Source organism: Pseudomonas tehranensis (assembly GCF_014268615.1).
Lineage (GTDB): Bacteria > Pseudomonadota > Gammaproteobacteria > Pseudomonadales > Pseudomonadaceae > Aquipseudomonas > Aquipseudomonas tehranensis.
Map to the genome: position 1 here is coordinate 1 of NZ_JABWQV010000099.1, position 17,110 is coordinate 17,110.

Consider the following 17,110-nt stretch of genomic DNA (forward strand, 5'->3'; position numbering starts at 1 on the left):
AAAACGCCCCGAACCAGTCGGGGCGTTTTTATTGATGGTAGGCGCTGGCCAAGCCTGCGATCTTTCGCTTAAAAGATCGCAGCCTGCGGCAGCTCCTACGCGCCCTGCCAGCGCTTCAGCACCAGCGTGGCGTTGGTGCCGCCGAAACCAAAGCTGTTGCTCATTACGGTGTCGATTTTGGCGTCTTCGCGAGTCTTGGTCAGGATCGGCAGGTCGGCCACTTCCGGGTCCAGTTCGTCGATATTGGCCGAACCGGCGATGAAGTTGCCTTCCATCATCAACATGCAGTAGATCGCTTCGTGAACGCCCGCGGCGCCCAGGGAGTGACCCGACAGGCTCTTGGTGGAGCTGATGGCCGGGGCGTTGGCACCGAACACTTCGCGCACGCCTTTCATTTCCGCGACGTCACCGACCGGGGTCGAAGTGCCGTGGGTGTTCAGGTAGTCGATAGGTGTGTCAACGGTGGACATAGCCATCTGCATGCAGCGGATGGCGCCTTCGCCGCTTGGGGCGACCATGTCGTAGCCATCGGAAGTGGCGCCGTAGCCGACGATTTCCGCGTAGATTTTCGCGCCACGGGCCAGAGCGTGTTCCAGCTCCTCGACCACCACCATGCCGCCACCGCCAGCAATGACGAAGCCGTCACGGTCGGCATCGTAGGCGCGGGAAGCTTTTTCCGGGGTGTCGTTGCGCTTGCTGGACAGGGCGCCCATGGCGTCGAACAGGAACGACTGGCTCCAGTGTTCTTCTTCGCCGCCGCCGGCGAATACGATGTCCTGCTTGCCCATCTGGATCTGCTCCATGGCAGTACCGATGCAGTGTGCACTGGTGGCGCAGGCAGAGGCGATGGAGTAGTTCAGGCCCTTGATCTTGAATGGCGTGGCCAGGCAGGCGGAAACGGTGCTGCTCATGGTCCGCGTGACGCGGTACGGGCCGACGCGCTTGACGCCTTTTTCGCGCAGGATGTCCAGCGCTTCCATCTGGTTCAAGGTCGAGGCACCACCGGAACCGGCGATCAGGCCGGTGCGCGGGTTGGACACCTGCTCTTCGGTCAGGCCGGAGTCAGCGATGGCGTCCTTCATGGCCAGGTAGGCGTAAGCCGCCGCATGGCCGACGAAACGGTAGATCTTGCGATCGATCAGCTCTTCGAGGGGAAGGTCAATGGAGCCGGAAACCTGGCTACGCAGACCCATTTCGGCATATTCCGGATTGAACCGGATGCCAGGGCGACTTGCACGCAGGTTAGCGGAGACGGTCTCTTTGTCATTGCCCAGGCACGAAACGATGCCCAGACCAGTGATAACGACGCGGCGCATGCGGATAACCCTTAGAAGTTGTCAGTGGAGGTGAAAACGCCGACCCGAAGGCCTTCGGCGGTGTAGATCTCGCGACCATCCACAGCCACTGAACCATCGGCAATGGCCATGTTCAGCTTGCCCTTGAGGACGCGTTTGATATGAATGTTATAGGTAATCTTCTTCGCGCTCGGCAGAACCTGACCGAAGAACTTCACTTCGCCCGAACCCAGGGCGCGACCGCGACCCGGCAGGCCTTGCCAGCCGAGGAAGAAACCGACCAATTGCCACATGGCATCCAGGCCCAGGCAGCCCGGCATCACCGGATCACCTTCGAAGTGGCAGGCGAAAAACCACAGGTCAGGAGTGATGTCCAGCTCGGCGACCAATTCACCTTTGCCGTACTTGCCACCCTCTTCGCTGATATGGGTGATGCGATCCACCATCAGCATGTTCGGGGCGGGCAGTTGCGCGTTACCTGGGCCGAACAGCTCACCGCGACTGCAGCGCAGCAGGTCTTCCCGAGTAAAGGCGTTTTGTTTGGTCATGCGAGCTCCTCAATAGTCCCATGCGGCAGGGTGGGGCAAATCTTCCCGGCCGATCGAAGCGTTCATGCCTCGAATCGACAGCCTACTCATAGACTATTGCGTTGTAGTGAAAGTCACAGCACACGGGAAATGAATGTACACCTGTGCACTGAAATTTTTATTCAAGCCCCAATCGGGACTTGTTCGGGTGCTTAAGACTGCCGCACTTTCGCCTTTCACGCCAGTCGCAGATGGTCTAAACGCCTGCACTAACGCACCCAGCGCTGCAGAATTTGCTGCAGATCAGCTCTTTTGAACGGTTTGGCCAGGTAATCGTTCATGCCCGCCGCGAGACAGGCTTCGCGATCGCCCTGTAGCGCATTGGCCGTCAGGGCAATGATGGGCACCTCGGCGCAGCCGGGTAACTGGCGGATCTGTCGCGTGGCTTCGTAGCCATCGATGATGGGCAACCGGCAATCCATCAGAATCGCCTCGAAAATCAGACTTTCGGCACTGCGGATGGCCTGGGCGCCGTCGGCGGCGATGCTGACGGTGAAGCCCAGGCTGCGCAGCATGGCTTCAATCACGGTCTGGTTCACCGGATTGTCTTCTACCAGCAGCACGTTGCGGCCCTCGCCATGACCGCTGCCGATGCCGTCGGGGAGCTTTGGCGCCAGGGCTATCGGTGCCTTTTGCGACAGGGCCAGAGGGATCTCCAGGGTAAACACCGAACCCTGGCCTTCTTCGCTTTGGGCGCGCAATGTGCCCCCCATGCGCTCAGCCAGGGTGCGGGCAATCGGCAGCCCCAGGCCGGTGCCACCGTAGCGCCGGGAAATCGAACTGTCGGCTTGCTGGAAGGCATCGAACATGCGCTCCAGGCTTTCGGTCGCAATCCCGATGCCACTGTCGCGCACCGTGCAGGTAAACCACAGGAGTTCGTGATCCAGTGCCTGCCACTGGCATTGCACGGTGACGCGGCCTTGTTCGGTGAATTTCAGGGCATTGCCGATCAGGTTGACCAGGATCTGCCGGATCCGCGTCGGGTCGCCTTGCACCTGCAAAGCCTGCATGTCATCAGGGATCAGCAGGTCCAGGCCCAGCTTGCGTTGCGCGGCGCTGTGCTGGAACGACTGGGCGCAACTGGCAACCAGCTCCGCCAGATTGAACGGGATGTGTTCCAGCTCCAGGGCCGAGCGTTCGATGCGCGAGAAGTCGAGGATGTCGTTGATGACCTTCAGCAGGTGCTCGGTGGATTCGCTGGCCAGCGCCGTGTACTCGAACTGCTCCTCCGTCATGTCGGTGGTTTCCAGCAGTTGCAGCATGCCCAGTACACCGTTCATGGGGGTGCGCAGTTCATGGCTCATCATCGCCAGGAACTCGGACTTGGCGCTGTTGGCCTTTTCTGCTTCTTCCCGGGTTTTGATCAACTGCGCCATGGCCTGGTGCTGTTCACGGCTGGCTTGCTCGAGACCGTCGGCCAGATTGTTGATATGCCGTGACAAGGCCCCCAGTTCGGCATCGTCGACGATGGGCAGCGGCGTGCCGTAGTCGCCTTGCTGGATCGCCATGACTGCGTTGCCGATGTCGCGGATCGGCCGGGACAGGTTGGACGCCAGGCGACGCGCCACCAGGAAGGTGAACAGCAGGGCGAACAGCGCCAGGATCGCGGCCTTGAGAAGAATTTCCTGCTGTCGCTGGCTGAAGGCGTCACTGGACATGCCGACGATCACCCGGCCCAAGTAATCCTCACTGGGGGCCTCGATGGTCGTGCTGTTGCCTTGCAGGAAATCATTGTTCAAGGCAATGCGCTGCAGGCGAACCGGCGCCTGGAAAACCTCGATTTGCTGGGAGTGATTGCGGCTTTGCGCGGGCTGTTCGACATACACCACTACCCGGTCCGAGCTGTCCTGCACCTCCAGGAAACGCACATGAGGTGTGGCCAGGGTGGCGGTGAGCAGGCTTTCCAGCACCTCGTTATTGCCCGAAATCACCCCATATTCCGTGGCTGGGGCCAGTTGGTTGGCGATCAACTGCCCGGTGTGGTTGAGTTCCTGGCGCAGGTCCTGGATTCGCACGAAGGTAAAGAAGCTGATCAACAGCACCGTCAGCAGCAAGGCCGGGCCGAGGGCGATAAGCTGGGTGCGGGTATTGATGTCCCAGCGGCGACGCAAGGTCATGGGCGTGGTTCTCCTTCGGCCAGCTGTGCAGCGACGGATTCGGCGTCAATCGGCTCGATCCCCAGTGAACGGGCGACCTGCTGGTTGCTCAGGACTTTGAAGCGGGCCGGATACAGGGTGCGGGGCCAGGTGGCGGCGGGGCGGTCAAGCAAATCGTCGAGAATTGCCAGCCAATCCTCCTGGTCGCTGTAGGTGCTGGCCAGGCTGCCGGCCTTGACGAAGGCGGCGTTGGGCCCGATCAGCGCACGTTGCCGGGCGTAGCTGCTGAGCAACAGATTCTTTACCGTCTTGGGGTTGTACAGATCGGGGTCGTCGAGCCCCAACAACACATCGCTGTGGCTCAGCAGTTTTTGCAGAGGGCGGCTGTCACTGGTGTCGTCCCAGCGTTCACTCACGATTTCCAGTCCCAACGGGGTCGCTGCCTGGCGGATTTCCTTGAGCAGGAACTCGCTGTGCCCGTCGAACAGCACGCCGACCCTGCTTATTTGCGGAAGGATCGCGCGAATCAGGCGCAATTGCCGCGCCAGCGGCGGATCGCTCCACAACAGGCTCAGGTGATCGGGGGTTGTCTCGCCCAGGCGGTCCCGAGCTTGTTGGCGGCTGATTCGCAATACCAGGGTGGCCGGCCCCTGGGTTTCCTGCAGACGCCAGTCGAGGCTGGGCAGGTCAAGCAAGACCAGGCGAACATTACGCGGTAGTTTGCCGGGCGCGGGCAGGCTGGCCAGAGGAGTAAACCTGACCTCGTCCTCGGGACGCAGGGCCTTGAGGGCCTGAGTGAAAGACTGCACCCCTGGGCTGTTATGGACGCCGGTCAGTACAATCTCGGCCGCCCGGACCTGGATCGTTGCCAGCCAACCGGCAAACACCAGGCACAGCGCCAGCGGCAGGCGGCCACGAAAGGGCGTCTTGCGCGATCGACCCCGCAACATCTAGAACGACAACTCCGCAGTGAAATACAGCACGTGACGGGAGTCATAGCGGTTGTCGACAAACGTGGTGGGCTGATTGTCGAGGCGCTGTTGCAGGATGCCCGCCAGTTCCAGGTTGGCCTTGCCCAAAGGAATGCGCTTGGCCAGGCGGGTGTCGATTCGTTCAAAGCGATAGCCGTTAAGGTCGTCGGCGCCATAATAGAACACCGCACTGTTCCAGCCTCGGCCCCAGTCCCGCAACCAGCCGGCCGAACCGCTATTGCGGGCGGTCGGCTGTTCGTCGAGGGCGTTGCTGGCCAGGGCATCGACGTAGGCATAGGTCAGGCGCAGGCGGTCGGCGCTGGTGATGCGCCAGTCGAACTGGGTTTCGGCCCCGGAAAACTGTGACTCATTGGCGTTGCTGGCAATGTACTGATTGTTGCGCAGGGGTTCGCTGATCATGCCGGTGATTTCGTCATGGAACAGCTTCACATCGACGGTCAGCCCCAGGTTCATGAAATAACCGTTGTAGCCCAGTTCCCGGGAGCGCATGTGCTCCTGGTCCAGGTTCCCCGGCCCTCTGGTCTGGACAAAATAACGGGCACTGCTCTGACCGAAGGCGGTGGGCTTGAGGTTGGTGACCTGATAACTCCAATTGACATTGTTCTCGAACATGTCCGGCGAGCGCACTGCCTCGGAGTACACCGCCCGCAGGCCATGGCGTGGTGTGATCAGGTAGTTGACCGCCACCCGCGGCGTCAGCGAGCTGCCGGTCAGGTGGGTGTCTTCGAACATCGCACCGCCCTGTACCAACCAATGTTCGCTGGCCCGCCACTCCAGTTGGCCGAACAAGCGCCAGGTGGTGTCGTCCAGCGTGCCGTTGAAGTACGTCTCGGAGTCGGCCCGGTCGTAGCGATAGTTTGCCCCGGTGACCAGTCGCAGGCTGTCGGACAGGCTCAGGGTGTCCTGGATCTCCAGGTCGTAGCGCGACTCACGGGCGCTCTGGTCGATATCGCCGCACAAGGTTTGCGAGGCGCCGTTGCGCCATTGATCGAGCACCTGATTGGCCAGCGCCTGTTCCTGCGGGGTGCCGGGCGGCGCACCGGTGCCGGTGAAGCTGGGAATATTGCGCGCCAGCTTCTCGGCGTAGTTAGGGTTGAGCAGCCACAGATCGGTCAACTGCGGGCTGAAGGAGACCTCGGCATCGCAGGCGCGCCAGGTCTGCTGGCGATCCCAGTGCTGGACCGAGCCTTGTACATAAAGGCTGTGGTTGGGGTTCAGGTCCAGGTTCCAGCGCAGCGAACCGGCGTAGTCCTTGGCGACGACGTCGGAGTTATCCCCGGCGGCCGTAATCCCGGCGAACACTGGGCGGTAGGTATAAGGTCGCTGATTGGTCCCGTCCTTGGCGTTCAGTTGCCAGTCGATGCTCTGTTGTTCGTTCAGGGTCTGGCTGACGGACAGGTTGAAACGGTTCAAGCGTCGACTGTCGCGGTAATCGGCGCCGTTGCGGTTGCTGTCAAAGCCGTCGTCTTCCTGGCCGGACAGTGACAGCCGCAGGTCACCGCCCTCCCAACCGCTGCCCTGGCTGGCGTACCAGTCGCTGATGCCACGCTGGCCCCGGGTGATTTTCAGGCGGGTGCCGTGGCTGTCGGCCGGCGCGCGGGTGATGATATTGACCACCGCCATCAGTGCATTGGCGCCGTAGCTGACGGTGTTGGGGCCGCGGAAAACTTCGATCCGCTCGATGTCCTCCATGGCCACTGGAATATCGCTCCAGTCCACCGTGGCCAGGCCGGCGCGATACACCGAACGGCCATCGATCAGCACCTGCATGCGCCGGGCTTCGGTGGCGTTGGTGCCGTGGTAGTTCACGGCGGCCTGGTTACCGCTGATATTGCCGACCATCATGCCCGGCACCAGGCGCAGCAGTTCGCTGATGTCCCGGGCGCCACTGGCCTTGATCAATTCGCTGTCCAACACGGTCATGCTGCCGGGGACCGCCGCCGGCGATTGCTTCAGGCGCGTAGCGGTCAACACTTGGGGCAGGGGCTGGCTGTCGACAAACAGGTCGTGGGCCAGCACTGGCGGGCTGATGAACAGCGCCAATAGTAGCGACGAGCCTGAACGGGAGGGGCCAACGGACACGACACAGCCTTTGATTAGGGAAAGGATGGCGGGCATGTTAACCGAGGTGAGCGACTTTTCCATTCACGTTGACAGCATTTTCCTAGGAATTGATGGTCAGCTTCCTACAACTGCCGGTAATTGTAGTCGGGGCTGGTCGCGGTGTGGCCGCTCCGTATAATGCCCGGCATTGCCACTTGGTATGGATGAACGGATTGCATATGACTGAACAGCGCCCGATTGCGGTCCTGGGGGGCGGGAGTTTCGGTACCGCCGTGGCCAATCTGCTGGCCGAGAACGGCCACCCGGTGCGCCAATGGATGCGTGACCCGGAGCAGGCCGAGGCCATCCGGGTCAATCGCGAGAACCCGCGTTACCTCAAGGGCATCAAGATCCGCCCTGAAGTTGAACCGGTGACTGACTTGCAGGCCACCTTGCAGGACTGCGACCTGTTTTTCGTCGCCTTGCCGTCCAGTGCCCTGCGGGCGGTGCTGGCGCCCCATGCCGAACGCTTGAGCGGCAAACTGCTGGTGAGCCTGACCAAGGGGATCGAAGCCCAGACCTTCAAGCTGATGAGCGAGATTCTCGAAGAAATCGCCCCAAAGGCTCGAATCGGCGTGATTTCCGGGCCGAATCTGGCGCGCGAGATCGCCGAGCATGCGCTGACCGCCACCGTGGTCGCCAGTGAAGACGAAGAACTGTGCCAGCGGGTCCAGGCCGCGCTGCATGGCCGCACCTTTCGGGTCTACGCCAGTGCCGACCGTTTCGGAGTGGAACTGGGCGGGGCGCTGAAGAACGTCTATGCAATCATCGCCGGCATGGCGGTGGCGCTGGGCATGGGGGAGAACACCAAGAGCATGCTGATCACCCGGGCGCTGGCGGAAATGACCCGTTTTGCCGTCAGCCAGGGCGCCAATCCCATGACTTTCCTGGGGTTGGCCGGGGTCGGCGATTTGATCGTCACCTGTTCCTCGCCCAAAAGCCGCAACTATCAGGTCGGCTTCGCCCTCGGTCAGGGGTTGAGCCTGGACGAGGCTGTGTCGCGCCTGGGTGAAGTGGCCGAAGGGGTCAATACGCTCAAGGTGCTCAAGGCCAAGTCTCAGGAGTCCGGGGTCTACATGCCACTGGTCGCGGGGCTGCATGCGATTCTGTTCGAAGGGCGCACGCTGGAACAGGTGATCGAACTGTTGATGCGCGGCGAACCCAAGACCGACGTCGATTTCATTTCCACCAGTGGCTTCAACTGAGCCTCTATTGATCAGAAGCGGGAGCAAACCATGAACGATCCAAAAGAGCAGGCACGATACGAATCCATCCTGCTGCGTGTGTTGTGGATGGTGATTTACCTGCTGGTGTGGCAGGTGGCGCAATTCATCCTGGGCGCCGTGGTGCTGGTGCAACTGATCTACCGGCTGATCTATGGCGCGCCCAGTGCCAGCCTGATGAACTTTGGTGACAGCCTGAGCCAGTTCCTGGCGCAGATCGGCCGTTTCGGCACTTTTCATAGCGACCAGAAACCCTGGCCATTCGCTGACTGGCCAACCCCGCGCACGCCGGAAGGTGAAACGCCTCACGCCGTGGCTCCGGCCCCGCATCCGGTTCGGGACGAGGAGCCGAAACTATGAAACTTTGGGTATTGCGTCATGGTGAGGCCGAGCCCCATGGCGCCCGGCCTGATCCCGAGCGAACCCTGACCCTCCATGGCCGTGAAGAGGTGCTGCGCAGCGCCGGCCGGTTGATGGGTGAGCCTTTACGGGCCATCTACGCCAGCCCGTATGTGCGAGCACAGCAGACCGCGCAACTGGTGCGTGAAGCGTTGGGTTTCGAGCCGGCGCTGATCACGGTTGACTGGCTTACGCCAGAAACCCGGCCGCAAACCGTCCTGGAACACCTCAAGGATCAGGATGATGTGCTGCTGGTCAGCCATAACCCGCTGGTGGGCAGTCTCTTGGGCTTTCTGCAGCATGGGCACTTGCAACAACCAGAACAGGTACAAACGGCCGGGCTGGCGGAGCTGGAGGGCGATCTGCCCTTGGCTGGGTCTATGACGCTCAAGGGCATCAAGCGCCCCTAAGATTGAGCACCCTGAAAATCTCAAAGGAAAGGCAACGATGAGTCTGTGGCGCACCACCCCCAACATCGAGCAACTGAACGCCGCCGGTAAAAACACCATCAGCGAAGTGCTGGACATTCGTTTCGAATCTTTCGACGACGAGTCCCTGACCGCCAGCATGGTGGTCGATCACCGCACCCACCAGCCATTCGGCCTGTTGCATGGCGGTGCATCGGTGGTGCTGGCTGAAACGGTCGGGTCCATGGCGGCCTATCTGTGCGTGGACACCAGCAAGTTCTATTGCGTGGGCCTGGAAATCAATGCCAACCACCTGCGCGGTGTGCGCAGCGGTCGGGTCACAGCCACGGCCCGGATGGTCCACCTGGGCCGCACCACCCAGGTCTGGGACATCCGCCTGACCAACGACGAAGGCAAGGTCAACTGTGTGTCGCGCCTGACCATGGCCGTGGTGCCGCTGGGCGAACAGCCGCCGGCGCGCTGAAGCCTGGTTGGACCATGCGGCGCCTTCCCTGTAGGAGCTGCCGCAGGCTGCGATTTTTTGATCCTGATCCATGAGCGTTCACTCTCGCCTCAGTTGCCTGGGAAAAGATCGCAGCCTCGCTGCACTCGACAGCTCCTACAGGGGGCCGCGTCTTCTTGCATGGGGCCGGGTTCATAACCCAGCCGTGCCTGTCACCATTGCTGTCAGTTACGGTCATTGCCGCGCCGCCGGGATGTGCGGACAATCGGTCCCAGTTTCCCCATGGATCCACGGTCATGTCGCAACAGGTGTTTTTCGCCCACGCCAATGGTTTTCCCTCGGCCACTTACGGCAAGTTGTTCGCCGCGCTGGCGCCGCAGTACGAGGTCGCGCATCTCGAATTGCACGGTCATGACCCGCGGTTTCCGGCGGACGATAACTGGCACAACCTGGTGGACGAGCTCATCCATCACCTGGAACAACAACCTGAACCGGTGTGGGGCGTCGGCCATTCCCTGGGTGGCGTTCTGCATCTGCATGCCGCATTGCGCTGCCCCCAGTTGTATCGTGGCGTGGTCATGCTCGATTCACCAGTGCTGACCCGCGCCGATCAGTGGGTGATCCTGGCCGCCAAGCGCCTGGGGTTCATCGATCGTCTGACTCCGGCGGGACGGACGTTGGGGCGGCGTGAAGAGTTCGCTGACCTGGAGTCGGCCCGGCAGTATTTTTCCGCCAAGACGCTGTTCCGCGGGTTTGACCCGGAATGCTTCGACGCCTACCTGCAACATGGCTTGCAGCCAGTCGGCGACCGCTTGCGGCTGCGCTTCGATCCGGCCACGGAAATCAGTATTTACCGCGGCGTGCCGCACACCAGTCCCGGCCGGGTCCGTATGCTCAAAGTGCCGCTGGCGGTGGTGCGCGGCCGGCAGAGTCGCGTGGTGATGCGCCATCACACCCGCTCGGTGGGCCGTATGCCCCATGGCGAATCCCTGAGCATGCCCGGCGGCCACATGTTTCCCCTGGAACGTCCGCAGGACACGGCCAGACTGCTCAAGGACCTCTTTGAGCGCTGGGAAGGGCGCAGCTTATGAGTGGGGTTGAAGAAGTCCGTCTGAGCCTGCCGCACATTGAACTGGCGGCCCACCTGTTCGGGCCGGAGGATGGCCGGCCAGTGATCGCCTTGCACGGCTGGCTGGACAACGCCAACAGCTTCGCCCGACTGGCCCCCCGGCTTGAGGGCCTGCGGGTCATTGCCTTGGACATGGCCGGTCACGGTCACTCCGGGCATCGTCCGCCCGGTGCCGGCTATGCCCTGTGGGATTATGCCCATGATGTACTGCAAGTCGCCGAACAACTGGGCCTGGCGCGTTTCGCCCTGCTGGGGCATTCCATGGGCGCGATCGTCTCGCTGGTGCTCGCCGGCGCCTTGCCCGAACGGGTCACGCACCTGGGGCTGATCGACGGGGTGATCCCTCCCACGGACAAAGGCGAAAACGCCGCCGAACGCATGGGCATGGCTCTGCAGGCGCAGCTGGATTTGCAACAGAAACGAAAGCCGGTCTACAAAACCCTCGACCGGGCCATTGAGGCCCGCATGAAAGGGCTGGTGGCGGTCAGCCGCGAAGCCGCCGAGTTACTAGCCCAGCGCGGCCTGATGCCGGTGCCGGGAGGCTACACCTGGCGCACCGACAATCGCCTGACCTTGCCATCGCCGCTACGCCTGACCGATGAGCAGGCCATGGCCTTCGTGGCGCGGATCGCTTGCCCCGCGCACTTGGTGGTGGCTGCCGACGGCATGCTTGCCCGCCACCCCGAGTTGCTGGAGCGTCTACCCTTCAGTCATGAACGATTGCCCGGCGGTCATCATTTGCACCTGAACGACGAGGCTGGCGCGGCGCTTGTAGCAGACTGTTTCAATCGGTTCTTCACCGTTTCTTGACTTGCGCCTGGCAACTGTCGAGGCTGGGCGGGTTGAAAAAGGGAGACAACCATGACAGATCTCTGTTTAGCGGCCTCGCAGCGCATAGATGGCACCGGCCTCACCCCAGAGACCCAGGCCATGCCGATCCGATGAAAATATCCATTCATTCACTCGCCTTGCTTACGCTGGCCTGCTTCAGCCCGGCGTCGTTTGCCGCCGATGTTTCCGGCAGTCGGGACCTGGAGCGGGTGCCCCGCATGCCCGACGCGCAAATTGTCGATTACCGGCAAACCACTGACCTGGAGCGGATTTATCCCCTGGGTTCGATCCGCAGGATCAGCGGCCAGTTGCGCTTCGATGGGCAGGTCGATGCCCGTGGCAACACCACGTCGGTGACCTATGAACTGCCGCCGGAACACTCCGCCACCCAGGCCTTTACCGCCGCCCGCGAAGCCTTGCAGAAGCAGGACGCGCAACTGTTGTTCTGGTGCCAGGCCCGCGATTGCGGCGAAAGCAGCCTGTGGGCCAACGAAGTGTTCGGCAATGCCAAGCTCTACGGCGCCGATAACGGTCAGGCTTACCTGCTGCTGCGCCTGGCGCCGCCGGCGGACAACACGCTGATTGCGCTGTATGGCATTACTCGCGGCAATCGCAAGGCCTACCTGCACGTCGAACAGTTCGAGGCAAACGCCTCGCTGGGGAACCTGCTGCCCACATCGGCCACGCTGTTGCGCCAGCTCAAGGATACCGGCGTGCTGGACTTGCCGCGTCTGGTCGGCGAACCGGACGACACCTGGTTGCGCCTGCTGTCCCGGGCGCTGAACCTGGACACGGGCCTTCGCGTCACTGTCGCCGGACCCCAGGCCGAGGCCTGGCGGCAAGCATTGATTGACCAGGGTGTCCGGGCGGCGCGAATGGAGGCCGCCAGGGGCGATGCGGCGGGCCTGCATCTTGAGCTGCTGCGTTAAGCTGTTTCGGGTGATGCGCTTCACGCCGTCATCCCGGCCCTGTTTTTATTTCGAGACCTGACATGCTCAATAACGATCGGCTGTTGGTGCAGATCCTGCTCCTGGTGTTGTTCGGTGCAAGCTTCTGGGTAATGGCGCCGTTCTGGTCGGCGCTGTTCTGGGGCGCGGTGCTGGCGTTTGCCAGTTGGCCACTGATGCGCCTGCTGACCCGCTGGGTCAATGGTCGCGAATCGCTGGCGGCGGCATTGCTGACCGTGGGCTGGATGGTGCTGGTGGCGGTGCCGCTGGTGTGGCTGGGCTTCAACCTGGCCGACCATGTGCGCGATGCCACGGCATTTATCAAGAATGTGCAGGTCGATGGGCTGCCCGATGCCCCGGTATGGTTGGCGGGTGTACCGCTGGTGGGCGGGCGGTTGGTGGGCATCTGGAACAGCATCGATCAGCAGGGTGCGGCCATGATGGTGTCCGTCAGGCCTTACCTGGGGCAGGTCGGCAACTGGCTGCTGGCTCGCAGTGCCCAAATCGGCGGTGGCATTCTCGAACTGACCCTGAGCATTGTGTTCGTATTCTTTTTCTACCGTGACGGCCCGCGCTTGGCGGTGTTCGTGCACAAGTTGCTGGAACGCCTGATTGGCGACCGTGCCGGTTACTACATCGAACTGGTGGCCGGTACGGTGCAGCGTGTGGTCAACGGCGTGATCGGCACCGCAGCGGCCCAGGCGGTGCTGGCGCTGATCGGTTTCCTGATCGCCGGCGTACCGGGGGCGTTGGTACTGGGCATCGTCACCTTCCTGCTCAGCCTGATTCCCATGGGGCCGCCTCTGGTCTGGATCCCCGCCACGGCGTGGCTGGCCTGGAAGGGCGAATACGGGATGGCGGTGTTCCTGGGGATCTGGGGCACCTTCATCATCAGCGGTGTGGACAACGTGCTCAAACCCTACCTGATCAGCCGTGGCGGAAACCTGCCGTTGGTGATCGTGTTGCTGGGGGTGTTCGGTGGCTTGATTGCCTTCGGTTTCATCGGGCTGTTCATCGGCCCGACCCTGCTGGCGGTGGCCTACAGCTTGCTGACGGACTGGAGCAAGAGTCAGGCGCGATAATCCCACGCCTGAGTCCAGCACAAACGGGCTTTGATCCAGGCAGGCAAGCCCGGCTCCGAAAGGCCAGGCTTGCGGGTCAATCAAGTGGCCACGTTCAGGTATTTCCCCACGGGGGCGACATCATCCAGTGAGTATTGTCGGCTGAGGTTGGCGATCATCCTGTTCAACGCTTCACTGACATGGGGCTGCTCGGTGGAGCTGTCGCTGTTGCGGTTGGCCTGCAACGCGCTGGTCTGTTCGCGGGTGTCGAGGCTGTTCTGAGCATCGGCGTCGAGCAGGCTGAGCAATGCCTCACCGGAGGCCTGTTGTGGCGGTGGCGGAGGCGGTGGTGCCATCGCGGCCAACTCATCACTGCTCAGGTCCCCGCTGCTGTCGCTGTCCAGGTCGCTGAAATTATCGCTCAGGCTGACCAGGATGCCGTCGTCACTCTTTTGCGACAGGGCAGTGCTCAATTCATCCTGATCGATCGAGCCGTCGGCGTTGCTGTCGAGCTTGCTGAGCAACTCCTTTTGAAACTGCTGGCTACGGGCACTGCTGGTCGTGGTGCTGCTGGTACTGGTATAGGGCGAGTAACTGCTGACGCTACCGATCATGGGCGCTCTCCTTGGGCTGGAATGCCGGTGGGTGCACCGGCTTATGCAGCGTCGGCGGGGCAGTTGTCGTGGGTGTGTGGAGTTTGTACCGGCGGGTGTACAAACTCAGCCCCCGGCGCGGCTCCCACATGGGATTGAGGTTGTTTCAGGCGCGCGGCAAGCGGATCACTGCCGTCAATCCACCCCCCGGCGTTTCTTCCAGGCTCAACTGCCCGCCCAAGCGTTCGGCGGCTTCCCGGGCGATGGTCATGCCCAGGCCGACACCGCCGGAGTTGCGGTTGCGTGAGCCTTCCAGGCGATAGAAGGGCTCGAACACCGCTTCGCGCTTATCCGCCGCAATCCCGGGGCCGTGATCGATCACCCGAATCACTACCTGGTCGCGTTGGTCTTGCAGCGCAATCAATGCATGGCCGGCGTAGCGCAAGGCATTGTCCATGAGGTTGTTGATACACGAGCGCAACGCCATCGGCTGCACCCGCAACGGCGCGCAGCCACCGCTGGTTTGCACGTCGGCACCCTGGTCCTGGGCGTTTTCGCTCAGCGACTCCACCAACGCTTGCACGTCCATCCATTGCAGCGCTTCGCTGGTGCGTTGCTCGTGCAAGTAGGTGAGGGTGGCGTCGAGCATGCCAATCATATCGTTCAGGTCCTGGCGCATCTGGCCCTGCAGCTTGATGTCATCGATCTGTTCCAGGCGCAGCTTGAGCCGTGAAAGCGGAGTGCGCAGATCATGAGACACCGCGCCGAGCATGCGCGAACGCTGCTGCACCTGCTCGCGAATTCGCTGTTGCATGAGATTGAACGTATGGGCAGCCTGGCGGGCCTCCCGGGGGCCGGTTTCCTCCAACGGTGGGCTGTCGAGGTTTTCACTCAGGCGTTCGGCCGCATCGCTCAGGCGCTGGATGGGCCGGGTCAGCAGTTTGGCGCCGTACCAGGCGGCGACGATCAGGCACACAAACTGAAACGTCAGCGGTACCACCGGCCCACCGAACCAAGGGCGCGGAGGGCGGTTGGGCGGGGTCCCCATGGGCGGAGTTTGCTGGCCTTGCCGGGAAAATTCGGGGGGTGGCCCCAAAGGCGGTTTGTCGTATTGAGAAAACCAGGCAAAGGCCAACAGGTGCGCCAGGACGATCGCCAATAACAGCACGCCAAACAGGCGGCCGAACAAGGTGTCGAGGCGCAAGCGCATCAGCCGATGTCCCGGGCGTCGAACAGGTAGCCTTCACCGCGCACGGTCTTGATCAGTTGCGGTGCCTTGGGGTCGTCACCCAGTTTCTGGCGCAGGCGCGAGACCAGCAGATCGATGCTGCGGTCGAACGCCTCGATGGAGCGCCCACGCGCGGCATCCAGCAACTGTTCGCGGCTCAGTACCCGGCGCGGTCGTTCGATGAACACCCAAAGCAGCCGGAACTCGGCATTGGACAGCGGCACCACCAGCCCGTCGGCGGAGATCAGTTGGCGCAGTACGCTGTTGAGTCGCCAGTTATCGAAGCGAATATTGGCCCGTTGTTCGGTGCGGTCGTCGCGTACCCGACGCAGAATCGTCTGGATCCGCGCCACCAGTTCCCTGGGTTCGAAGGGCTTGGCCATATAGTCGTCGGCGCCCAGTTCCAGACCGATGATACGGTCGGTGGGTTCGCACCGGGCGGTGAGCATCAGGATCGGGATGTCCGATTCGGCGCGCAGCCAGCGACACAATTGCAAGCCGTCTTCACCCGGCAGCATCAGGTCGAGCACAACCACGTCGAAGCGCTCGGCCTGCATCGCCCGGCGCATGGCCGCGCCATCGGTCACGCCGCTGGCGCGTATGTTGAAACGGGCCAGGTAGTCGATCAGCAGCTCGCGGATCGGCACATCGTCATCGACGATCAACGCCCGGGTACTCCAGCGCTTGTCATCGTCGGACGCTTTTTGATCGTCAGAATTTGCAACAGGGGTGTTCTGCATGGGTGCATCATCTGCCAGGTAAGCTGCCAACCACAAAGAAGGCGGCGAGGTAGTGGCTCCAGCATAGGCTTCGGGCCGCGAGGCGCAAAGCGCTGAAAGGACGGGGTGCGGCGCAGGGTAGCGTGCAGGCGTGTTGCACACATGTCATGAATGTATCGACTTCGACACAACGGCCGGCATCGTCCGTGCTGCTCGGGCTCGCTGATGATTTACCGATCACCGGGTCCCGCACGGGCGCCTCTTGCGCTACACTGCGCGCCGATTTCGACTTGCCTGAGAGCCCGCTCATGTCCGCCTGCCAGACGCCCATCATCGTTGCCTTGGATTTCCCTACCCGTGACGCCGCCCTGAAGCTGGCCGATCAGTTGGACCCCAAGCTGTGCCGGGTCAAAGTCGGCAAGGAGCTGTTCACCAGTTGCGCTTCGGAAATTGTCGGGACCCTGCGTGACAAGGGTTTCGAAGTATTCCTGGATTTGAAATTCCACGATATTCCCAATACCACTGCCATGGCCGTCAAGGCGGCTGCTGAAATGGGCGTATGGATGGTCAACGTGCATTGCTCCGGCGGCCTGCGCATGATGGCGGCCTGCCGCGAAGTGCTGGATCAGCGCAGCGGCCCGAAACCGTTGCTGATCGGCGTGACCGTGCTGACCAGCATGGAGCGCGAGGACCTGGCAGGTATCGGCCTGGATATCGAGCCTCAGGAACAGGTGCTGCGCCTGGCGGCGCTGGCGCAGAAGGCTGGCCTGGACGGTCTGGTCTGCTCGGCCCTGGAGGCCAGCGCCCTGAAAGCGGCGCACCCGTCGCTGCAACTGGTGACCCCGGGGATTCGTCCGGCGGGCAGTGCCCAGGACGATCAACGCCGCATCCTGACCCCGCGTCAGGCACTGGATGCCGGTTCCGACTACCTGGTGATCGGCCGACCGATCAGCCAGGCGGCTGATCCGGCCAAGGCACTGGCGGCCGTAGTCGCCGAACTGGCCTGAAGATCCCTTGTGGGGGCGGGCTTGCTCGCG

17 protein-coding genes are annotated in these 17,110 nt (G+C 62.4%); 9 read left to right on the top strand and 8 right to left on the bottom strand.

Features of this window, described 5'->3' with window-relative positions; genetic code table 11:
* Positions 1-95: 95 nt before the first annotated feature.
* From fabB to HU811_RS15615, 5 genes are all read right to left on the bottom strand, one after another.
* Positions 96-1,316 carry a beta-ketoacyl-ACP synthase I gene (fabB, locus tag HU811_RS15595; protein ID WP_092400145.1) on the bottom strand — a complete coding sequence of 407 codons (1,221 nt, stop codon included), beginning with the start codon at positions 1,314-1,316 and terminating at the stop codon, positions 96-98.
* Positions 1,317-1,327: 11 nt separating this feature from the next.
* Positions 1,328-1,843, bottom strand: a complete 516-nt coding sequence (gene fabA, locus HU811_RS15600) for a 3-hydroxyacyl-[acyl-carrier-protein] dehydratase FabA (protein ID WP_047230338.1) — start codon at positions 1,841-1,843, stop codon at positions 1,328-1,330.
* 248 nt (positions 1,844-2,091) lie between these two features.
* The gene (locus HU811_RS15605; RefSeq protein WP_186656805.1) at positions 2,092-3,999 is read right to left on the bottom strand and encodes an ATP-binding protein; all 1,908 of its coding nucleotides are present in this window, start codon (positions 3,997-3,999) and stop codon (positions 2,092-2,094) included.
* Positions 3,996-4,928 carry an ABC transporter substrate-binding protein gene (locus HU811_RS15610; RefSeq protein WP_186656806.1) on the bottom strand — a complete coding sequence of 311 codons (933 nt, stop codon included), beginning with the start codon at positions 4,926-4,928 and terminating at the stop codon, positions 3,996-3,998. Before HU811_RS15610 ends, HU811_RS15605 begins: the two co-directional genes overlap by 4 nt.
* Positions 4,929-7,052: a TonB-dependent receptor plug domain-containing protein gene (locus HU811_RS15615; RefSeq protein WP_186656807.1), complete on the bottom strand. Its 2,124-nt coding sequence runs from the start codon at positions 7,050-7,052 to the stop codon at positions 4,929-4,931. It lies immediately after the preceding gene.
* Positions 7,053-7,252: 200 nt separating this feature from the next.
* Between HU811_RS15615 and HU811_RS15620 the strand changes: the two genes are divergently transcribed.
* From HU811_RS15620 to HU811_RS15655, 8 genes are all read left to right on the top strand, one after another.
* Entirely contained in the window at positions 7,253-8,278 is a 1,026-nt protein-coding gene (locus HU811_RS15620; protein WP_092400139.1) for an NAD(P)H-dependent glycerol-3-phosphate dehydrogenase, read from the top strand.
* 30 nt (positions 8,279-8,308) lie between these two features.
* Positions 8,309-8,656 (top strand): DUF4389 domain-containing protein, encoded by a 348-nt coding sequence (locus tag HU811_RS15625; RefSeq protein WP_092400137.1) that lies wholly within the window; start codon positions 8,309-8,311, stop codon positions 8,654-8,656.
* Positions 8,653-9,105, top strand: a complete 453-nt coding sequence (gene sixA, locus HU811_RS15630; protein ID WP_186656811.1) for a phosphohistidine phosphatase SixA — start codon at positions 8,653-8,655, stop codon at positions 9,103-9,105. Before HU811_RS15625 ends, sixA begins: the two co-directional genes overlap by 4 nt.
* Before the next feature lie 37 nt (positions 9,106-9,142).
* The gene (locus HU811_RS15635; protein ID WP_092400133.1) at positions 9,143-9,586 is read left to right on the top strand and encodes a hotdog fold thioesterase; all 444 of its coding nucleotides are present in this window, start codon (positions 9,143-9,145) and stop codon (positions 9,584-9,586) included.
* A 275-nt stretch (positions 9,587-9,861) separates the two neighbouring features.
* Positions 9,862-10,656 carry an alpha/beta fold hydrolase gene (locus HU811_RS15640; RefSeq protein ID WP_186656813.1) on the top strand — a complete coding sequence of 265 codons (795 nt, stop codon included), beginning with the start codon at positions 9,862-9,864 and terminating at the stop codon, positions 10,654-10,656.
* Positions 10,653-11,504 carry an alpha/beta hydrolase gene (locus HU811_RS15645; protein ID WP_092458669.1) on the top strand — a complete coding sequence of 284 codons (852 nt, stop codon included), beginning with the start codon at positions 10,653-10,655 and terminating at the stop codon, positions 11,502-11,504. The genes HU811_RS15640 and HU811_RS15645 overlap by 4 nt, the downstream gene beginning before the upstream one ends.
* 143 nt (positions 11,505-11,647) lie before the next feature.
* On the top strand, positions 11,648-12,454 hold the full coding sequence (locus HU811_RS15650) for a DUF4892 domain-containing protein (protein WP_186656817.1): 807 nt from the start codon (positions 11,648-11,650) through the stop codon (positions 12,452-12,454).
* A 62-nt stretch (positions 12,455-12,516) separates the two neighbouring features.
* On the top strand, positions 12,517-13,554 hold the full coding sequence (locus HU811_RS15655; protein WP_092400127.1) for an AI-2E family transporter: 1,038 nt from the start codon (positions 12,517-12,519) through the stop codon (positions 13,552-13,554).
* A gap of 80 nt (positions 13,555-13,634) precedes the next feature.
* Here HU811_RS15655 and xopAW read toward each other — a convergent pair whose 3' ends face one another.
* From xopAW to HU811_RS15670, 3 genes are all read right to left on the bottom strand, one after another.
* On the bottom strand, positions 13,635-14,147 hold the full coding sequence (gene xopAW / locus HU811_RS15660; RefSeq protein ID WP_186656815.1) for a XopAW family type III secretion system calcium-binding effector: 513 nt from the start codon (positions 14,145-14,147) through the stop codon (positions 13,635-13,637).
* Positions 14,148-14,292: 145 nt separating this feature from the next.
* Complete coding sequence (locus HU811_RS15665; protein WP_092400123.1) at positions 14,293-15,336, bottom strand: sensor histidine kinase; 1,044 nt, start codon at positions 15,334-15,336, stop codon at positions 14,293-14,295.
* The gene (locus HU811_RS15670) at positions 15,336-16,094 is read right to left on the bottom strand and encodes a response regulator (RefSeq protein WP_092458675.1); all 759 of its coding nucleotides are present in this window, start codon (positions 16,092-16,094) and stop codon (positions 15,336-15,338) included. Before HU811_RS15670 ends, HU811_RS15665 begins: the two co-directional genes overlap by 1 nt.
* A gap of 287 nt (positions 16,095-16,381) precedes the next feature.
* Between HU811_RS15670 and pyrF the strand changes: the two genes are divergently transcribed.
* Positions 16,382-17,080 (top strand): orotidine-5'-phosphate decarboxylase, encoded by a 699-nt coding sequence (gene pyrF, locus HU811_RS15675; protein WP_160893102.1) that lies wholly within the window; start codon positions 16,382-16,384, stop codon positions 17,078-17,080.
* The last annotated feature ends 30 nt before the right edge of the window (positions 17,081-17,110 follow it).